The sequence below is a fragment of the Rhodococcus gannanensis genome (genome assembly GCF_042681175.1).
GTDB classification, from domain to species: Bacteria; Actinomycetota; Actinomycetes; order Mycobacteriales; family Mycobacteriaceae; genus Rhodococcus_G; species Rhodococcus_G gannanensis.
This window is the reverse complement of sequence record NZ_JBHUFB010000007.1, coordinates 157,463-164,577: the sequence shown is the minus strand read 5'-3', so window position 1 is coordinate 164,577 and position 7,115 is coordinate 157,463. Positions and strand designations below refer to the sequence as shown.

Here is a 7,115-nt window from a genome sequence, read left to right as displayed (position 1 = left end):
CGCCCGTCACCTGAGGTGACGGGCCCCCACGACTCGCTCTACTAGGAGCCCAACGCGTCCTTGACCAGGTTCGTCAGAACCTGCGACAGAACACCGATGAGGATCGTTTCCGCGCTACCCATGACTGCTCCTTCTTACGTTTCGTGTGCGAACAGAACAGTACGGGCCCGTACCGCCCCGCGGGCCGAATTACCTGAACAAATGTCCAACATCGAGAGTCCGACCGGTAGCGATCGACGCACCCGCCGAGGGACACGCGCCCACTGCGGCAACAACCCGGACGCGACTGGGCTGCACCGACACGGCGAGCACTCTCGCTCACGGCCCACCGCGAACAGCTTCGGTTCGCCAGCAACCCCTCCAGGCCTGGCAGCCTGCAATGTTGAGCTTTGCCAGCAATTTGCCATGTCGGGGTTGTCTGATTGAATTCGTGCGTGGATCAACGTCGGTACATCGCAGCAGTCGCATGGGCAGCGGCCATCACGGTGGCCCTCACCGTCATCGGCGTCGCCGGAACGGACCTGCTCGCGGGCGCCTTCGTCTGGGCGGCAGGAATTCTCGGTGGGTCTCTCGCGCTACTCGCCGGAAACCACCCGAGCGAGGACTCGGACCCCATGAAGGCCCACCGAACAATCAACCCGGCCGCCGAGATGAACGTCACGCGGCCTGCACACATCAGCCCGCCCTGATCATTGCTGCAGGTCGACCGCGTTCGACTCCCCACCCTGCCGACCAAGAGCCACCCACCACCAAGCGCCTGGTTGGTCTGGTACTCGCGAGTCACATGGGACAGAAGTTAAGTTCGCTGACGCGTCGCTCCTATGCCCCCTCCGGAGCGACGCGGGCCCGTCGGACCCCTCATCCGGCGGGCCACCCACACCAACCAGGGAGGCTCGATGCGACTTCCACTGTGGATCGGCGGCCCGATCGTGATCTCACTCGCGGCCGCGGACGCCGCGATCGAACTGCAGGCCCGCGCCGTCGGGGCGCTCACCCGCGCCACGATCAGGGCGATGGACAACGACGCCACCCTTGGTGCTGCCCCGCTGCTCACCGACCATGCCGCGCCGGAACGCCGGAGCGCCGCGGCCGGCAGATGACGGCGCAGCGCTCGCGCATCGTGATCGAGCCCGCTGCCGGGTGCAGTGACGAACGACCGTCTGTTCACCCGAGCGAAGTGAGTTCTAGACGTTGAAGCGGAACTCCACGACGTCGCCGTCCTGCATGACGTAGTCCTTGCCCTCCATACGCACCTTGCCCGCTGCCTTGGCGGCGTTCATGGAGCCGGCGGCGACGAGGTCGTCGAAGGAGACGATCTCGGCCTTGATGAAGCCGCGCTCGAAGTCGGTGTGAATCACGCCTGCGGCCTGCGGGGCGGTGTCGCCCTTGTGGATCGTCCAGGCGCGCGACTCCTTGGGGCCGGCCGTCAGGTAGGTCTGCAGGCCGAGGGTGTGGAAGCCGGTGCGGGCGAGGGCGTGCAGGCCGGGCTCGGTCTGGCCGATGGACTCGAGCATCTCCTGCCGGTCCTCCTCGTCCAGTTCGAGGAGTTCCTGCTCGACCTTCGCGTCGAGGAAGACGGCATCGGCGGGCTCGACGGAGGCGCGGAGCTCGGCGACCTTGGCTTCGTCGGTGAGCACGGCCTCGTCGGCGTTGAAGACGTAGAGGAACGGCTTCGTGGTGAGGAGGTGCAGTTCCTTCAGGAGCCCGAAGTCCAGCTTGTCCTTGACCGAGAACAGGGTCTTGCCCTCTTCGAGGAACGCCTGAGCCTTGACGGCCTCCTCGTGCTGGGGCTTGAGTTCCTTGTTCTTCTTCGCTTCCTTCTCGAGGCGCGGCACCGCCTTCTCGAGGGTCTGCATGTCGGCGAGGACGAGCTCGGTCTCGATCACCTCGATGTCGGAGGCGGGATCGACGACGCCGTCGACGTGCACCACGTCGTCGTCGGCGAACACGCGGACGACCTGGCAGATCGCGTCGGCCTCACGGATGTTGGCGAGGAACTTGTTGCCCAGGCCCGCGCCCTCGGACGCGCCCTTGACGATGCCCGCGATGTCGACGAACGACACCGTCGCGGGCAGGATCCGCTCGGAACCGAAGATCTCGGCGAGCTTCACGAGGCGCTCGTCCGGCAACTCGACCAGGCCGACGTTGGGCTCGATCGTCGCGAACGGGTAGTTCGCGGCGAGCACATCGTTCTTGGTCAGGGCGTTGAACAGGGTCGACTTGCCGACGTTGGGAAGTCCGACGATTCCGAGGGTAAGGCTCACGATCAGCAGAGTCTACGGAACGCCCGCGGCGCAACGTGCAGCACCGCAGGTCACGCAGGTCTCGCGCGTCAGTCCAGGGGCTTCCGGGCGACGGTGACGGCCCAGTCGGCGTTCTCTCGCCACGGCCGCAGGTCCCACGTCGCGAACCGGTGCTCGCGCACCAGCCCGGCGGCGGCGAGATCCGCGTCGAAGTCGTCGGGCGTGTAGCGGTGGCCGGTCGCGAACCCGGCCACGAGCACGCCGCCGGGAGCCAGGTGCGCCGCGAACCGTTCGCACACCGCGCGCTCTGTGCCCGGCTCCACGAAGATCATCACGTTGCCCGCCGCGACCACCGCGTCGAACCGCTCCCCCGGCAGGTCCAGCGTGGACAGGTCACCGCGAACCACCTCGAGCAGCCCTGTGGCGCGTGCCGCGTCGAGCAGCACCGGGTCGAGGTCGACGCCGGTCACCCGATGTCCCCGTCGCGCGAGGTCGGCCCCGACGCGTCCGGTCCCACATCCGGCGTCGAGCACCCGTGACCCGCGGGCCAGCAGCGCGTCCACCATCCGGGACTCGCCGTGCAGATCGGCGCCCTGTTCGGCCAGCTCCTCGAACCGCGCGACGTAGGCGCGTGAAGCGTCCTCGTCGCGTTCCCGCTCCCATCTCGTCACCTGGTCCAGACTAGGCCTGTCGGATCTGGTTTCTCACGAGGGGAGTTCACGGGTGAGGTGGCTGATTGTCGCGGCCGTGTGGATCGTGGCCGGCGCCCTGGCGGCGTCGGCGGCGGTTGCCGGGTGGGGATGGTGGATCCCGGCAGCGTTCGCGGCGTTTCTCGCCGCGACCGGCATGTACGACCTGCTCCAGCGCAGTCACAGCATCCTGCGCAACTACCCGATCCTGGGGCACGCGCGCTTCCTGCTGGAGCGGATCCGGCCCGAGATCCAGCAGTACTTCATCGAATCATCCACCGACGGAACACCCTTCGACCGGGAGACCCGAGACCTCGTCTACGAGCGGGCGAAGGGGACGAAGGACGCGGAGCCGTTCGGCACCGAACGTGACGTCCACGCGCCCGGCTACGAGTTCATGACCCACTCGCTGCGCGCCCGGCACGCCACCGAACTCGACCCCCGCGTCCGATTGGGCGGCCCGCACTGCACCCAGCCGTATGACATTGCGCTGCTCAATGTTTCGGCGATGAGTTTCGGTTCACTGTCCGCGAATGCGGTCGAGGCGATGAACGCGGGCGCGGCCCGAGGTGGCTTCGCACAGGACACCGGTGAGGGCGGGATCAGCCCGTACCACCGCAGGCACGGCGGCGACCTGATCTGGGAGATCGGCTCCGCCTACTTCGGGTGCCGCACCGAGGACGGCCGGTTCGATCCGGAGCAGTTCGCCGCGAAGGCCGTCGACCCGCAGGTCAAGGCGATCTCGATCAAACTGTCGCAGGGCGCGAAGCCGGGACTCGGCGGCGTCCTGCCCGGCGCGAAGGTATCCGCGGAGATCGCCGCGACGCGCGGCGTGCCGGTCGGTCGGACCGTCATCTCACCACCCGCGCACAACGCGTTCGAGACCCCGAACGAGCTGATCGACTTCATCGTCACGCTGCGGACCCTGTCCGGGGGCAAGCCGGTCGGGTTCAAGCTCTGCGCCGGGTCGCGGGTCGAGTTCCTCGGCATCTGCAAGGCCATGATCGAGCGGGACGTGACGCCGGACTTCGTCGTCGTCGACGGCTCCGAGGGCGGAACGGGCGCGGCGCCGGTCGAATTCGAGGACCACATGGGCATGCCGCTGACGGAGGGCCTCATGCTGGTGCACAACTCGCTCGTCGGGTCGGGCCTGCGGGACCGGATCCGGATCGGGGCTTCCGGCAAGGTCGCCAGCGGCAGCGACATCGTCAAACGGATCATCCAGGGCGCCGACTTCACGCTCGCGGCGCGCGCGATGATGTTCGCGGTCGGGTGCATCCAGGCGCAGGCCTGCCACACCAACCACTGCCCCGTCGGCGTCACCACCCAGGATCCGGCGCGGACGCGAGCCCTCGACGTCCCCGACAAGTCGGCACGCGTGTACCGGTTCCAGAAGTCGACGGTCGCCAGCGCGGCGCAGATGGTCGCGTCGATGGGTGCCGCCGGCTTCGACGAGCTGCGGCCGTCGATGCTCAACCGCCGCGTCGACGCGCACACCACGAAGACGTACGCCGAGTTGTACGAATGGCTGCAGGACGGCGAACTCCTCGACGATCCGCCCGAGTCCTGGCGCAGCGACTGGATCGACGCGTCCGCCGACCGGTTCTGAGCACGGCCGACCGATTGTCGTCGGGCACCGACCTCCACCGAGTTCTAGTGTGAGGTGAGCCACATCCACGCACGGAGGGAGGCCGGCACATGACGACCGCAACAAGTCCCACCCCCAGCCCCGACCCGAACGTCGAGTACCTCTACACGGACCCGGACCTGCCCCCGGTCGGCGTGGTCGACCGCAGCCCGATCACGCCGGCGAAGAAGCTGATCTTCGCCGCCATCGGCGTGCTCGGCGCGGTGGCCTGGTCGATGATCGCGATCGTCCGCGGCGAGGACATCAACTCGGTCTGGTTCGTCATCGCGGCCATCTGCACCTACCTCATCGCGTACCGCTTCTACGCCCGGTTCATCGAGAACAAGATCGTCAAACCCCGGGACGACAGGGCGACGACGGCGGAGATCCTGGAGAACGGCAAGGACTACATGCCGACGGACCGCCGGGTCCTGTTCGGTCACCATTTCGCGGCGATCGCAGGTGCGGGCCCACTGGTCGGGCCCGTCCTCGCGGCACAGATGGGCTACCTGCCCGGCACGATGTGGATCATCATCGGCGTCGTCTTCGCCGGCGGTGTGCAGGACTTCCTGGTGCTGTGGATCTCGTCGAAGCGCCGGGGGCGCAGCCTCGGCCAGATGGCCCGCGAGGAACTCGGCCTGGTCGGCGGCGTCGCGGCCATGATCGGCGTCTTCGTCATCATGATCATCCTCATCGCGGTCCTCGCGCTGGTCGTGGTGAACGCACTCGCCGAGAGCCCGTGGGGCGTCTTCTCCATCGCGATGACCATCCCCATCGCCCTGTTCATGGGTGTGTACCTGCGCTTCCTGCGGCCCGGCAAGGTGTCCGAGGTGTCGCTGATCGGCGTGGTCCTGCTGCTGCTCGCCATCGTCGGCGGCGGCTGGGTCGCCGACACCGAGTGGGGAACCAACTGGTTCACCCTGTCGAAGGTCACCATCGCGTGGCTGATGATCGCCTACGGATTCGCGGCGTCCGTGCTGCCGGTGTGGCTGCTGCTCGCGCCCCGCGACTACCTGTCGACGTTCATGAAGATCGGCACCATCGCACTGCTCGCCGCCGGGATCCTGGTGGCGCAGCCCGCCATCCAGATGCCGGCGATGACCGAGTTCGCGAAGAACGGCGAGGGGCCTGCGTTCGCCGGGTCGCTGTTCCCGTTCCTGTTCATCACCATCGCCTGCGGCGCGCTGTCCGGGTTCCACTCACTGATCGCGTCCGGCACCACCCCGAAGCTGCTGGAGAAGGAACGTCAGACCCGGATGATCGGGTACGGCGGCATGCTCACCGAGTCGTTCGTCGCGATCATGGCGCTGGTCACCGCATGCATCCTCGACCAGCACCTGTACTTCGCGCTCAACGCACCCGCCGCGCTGACCGGCGGCACCGCCGAGTCGGCCCCCGACTATCTCAACAACCTCGGGCTGCCGGGCGCCGACATCACCGCGGACCAACTGAACGCGGCGGCCGAAGCGGTCGGCGAGGAGTCGATCGTCTCCCGCACCGGCGGCGCCCCGACCCTCGCCTTCGGCATGTCCGAGGTGATGCACCAGTTCATCGGCGGCGAATCGCTCAAGTCGTTCTGGTACCACTTCGCGATCATGTTCGAGGCACTGTTCATCCTCACCACCGTCGATGCGGGCACCCGCGTCGCGCGGTTCATGCTCTCCGACTCGCTGGGCAACTTCGGCGGCGCCGCCAGGAAGTTCAAGGACCCGTCGTGGCGGCCCGGCGCGTGGCTGTGCTCGATCGTCGTCGTCGGCCTGTGGGGCGGCGTCCTGCTGATGGGTGTCACCGACCCGCTCGGTGGCATCAACACCCTGTTCCCCCTGTTCGGCATCGCGAACCAGCTCCTCGCCGCGATCGCGCTCACTGTGGTGACGGTCGTGGTGATGAAACGCGGCCTGTTCAAGTGGGTGTGGATACCCGCGGTCCCGCTGGTGTGGGATCTCGTCGTCACGATGACCGCGTCGTGGCAGAAGATCTTCTCCGACGTCCCGGCGATCGGATACTGGGCGCAGCACAACGCCTTCCAGGACGCGAAGGACGCCGGGCAGACGTCGTTCGGGACGGCGAAGACACCCGAAGCGATGGACGCGGTCATCCGCAACACCTTCATCCAGGGCACCCTGTCGATCGTGTTCGCGGTCCTGGTCCTGATCGTCGCCGTCGTCGGGGTGTGGGTGTGCATCCGGGCGTGGCGGGCCGGCGGACTGCCGGACACCGAGGCACCGTCCGTTCCGTCGAAGATCTTCGGTCCTGCCGGCTTCGTTCCGACGAAGGCCGAGAAGCAGATCCAGGCGCAGTGGGACGAACTGATCGCGGAGGGCAAGGTCCGGGCGCCCGGCGCCGCACACACGGTGGAGCACCACTGATGCGCGGCGTGCTGTGGTGGGTGCGGTCCCTGATGGGCGACCACGACTACGAGCGGTTCGTCGCACATCGGGCCCGCGCACATCCGGGCGAGCCGGTCCCGACCGAGCGCGACTACTGGCGCGCGCGGTACGCCGACGCCGACCGCAACCCCGGCGCCCGCTGCTGCTGACGCCTGAACAACCGTCG

At 67.9% G+C, this 7,115-nt stretch carries 7 protein-coding genes; 5 read left to right on the top strand and 2 right to left on the bottom strand.

Going from position 1 to position 7,115, the window contains the following annotated elements:
- Window positions 1-434 precede the first annotated feature (434 nt).
- Both ACFSJG_RS04370 and ACFSJG_RS04365 read left to right on the top strand, forming a co-directional pair.
- The gene (locus ACFSJG_RS04370; RefSeq protein WP_378483984.1) at window positions 435-689 is read left to right on the top strand and encodes a hypothetical protein; all 255 of its coding nucleotides are present in this window, start codon (window positions 435-437) and stop codon (window positions 687-689) included.
- 207 nt (window positions 690-896) lie between these two features.
- On the top strand, window positions 897-1,100 hold the full coding sequence (locus tag ACFSJG_RS04365; RefSeq protein ID WP_378483983.1) for a hypothetical protein: 204 nt from the start codon (window positions 897-899) through the stop codon (window positions 1,098-1,100).
- 84 nt (window positions 1,101-1,184) lie between these two features.
- Here the strand turns inward: ACFSJG_RS04365 and ychF are convergent, their stop codons facing one another.
- Window positions 1,185-2,264, bottom strand: a complete 1,080-nt coding sequence (ychF, locus tag ACFSJG_RS04360; RefSeq protein ID WP_007532457.1) for a redox-regulated ATPase YchF — start codon at window positions 2,262-2,264, stop codon at window positions 1,185-1,187.
- Between the two features lie 68 nt (window positions 2,265-2,332).
- A complete protein-coding gene (locus tag ACFSJG_RS04355) occupies window positions 2,333-2,914 on the bottom strand; it encodes a class I SAM-dependent methyltransferase (protein WP_378483982.1) in 582 nt (193 codons plus the stop codon).
- A 52-nt stretch (window positions 2,915-2,966) separates the two neighbouring features.
- On the opposite strand from ACFSJG_RS04355, the gene ACFSJG_RS04350 reads away from it, so the two are divergent.
- From ACFSJG_RS04350 to ACFSJG_RS04340, 3 genes are all read left to right on the top strand, one after another.
- A complete protein-coding gene (locus ACFSJG_RS04350; protein ID WP_378483981.1) occupies window positions 2,967-4,541 on the top strand; it encodes an FMN-binding glutamate synthase family protein in 1,575 nt (524 codons plus the stop codon).
- Between the two features lie 89 nt (window positions 4,542-4,630).
- Window positions 4,631-6,928 carry a carbon starvation CstA family protein gene (locus ACFSJG_RS04345; protein WP_378483980.1) on the top strand — a complete coding sequence of 766 codons (2,298 nt, stop codon included), beginning with the start codon at window positions 4,631-4,633 and terminating at the stop codon, window positions 6,926-6,928.
- A complete protein-coding gene (locus tag ACFSJG_RS04340) occupies window positions 6,928-7,098 on the top strand; it encodes a YbdD/YjiX family protein (protein WP_378483979.1) in 171 nt (56 codons plus the stop codon). The genes ACFSJG_RS04345 and ACFSJG_RS04340 overlap by 1 nt, the downstream gene beginning before the upstream one ends.
- The last annotated feature ends 17 nt before the right edge of the window (window positions 7,099-7,115 follow it).

Bases quoted from the DNA above. Each gene is read 5' to 3' on its own strand.
- ACFSJG_RS04365 (WP_378483983.1), top strand. From the start codon at position 897: ATGCGACTTCCACTGTGGATCGGCGGCCCGATCGTGATCTCACTCGCG.
- ACFSJG_RS04345 (WP_378483980.1), top strand. From the start codon at position 4,631: ATGACGACCGCAACAAGTCCCACCCCCAGCCCCGACCCGAACGTCGAG.
- ACFSJG_RS04340 (WP_378483979.1), top strand. From the start codon at position 6,928: ATGCGCGGCGTGCTGTGGTGGGTGCGGTCCCTGATGGGCGACCACGAC.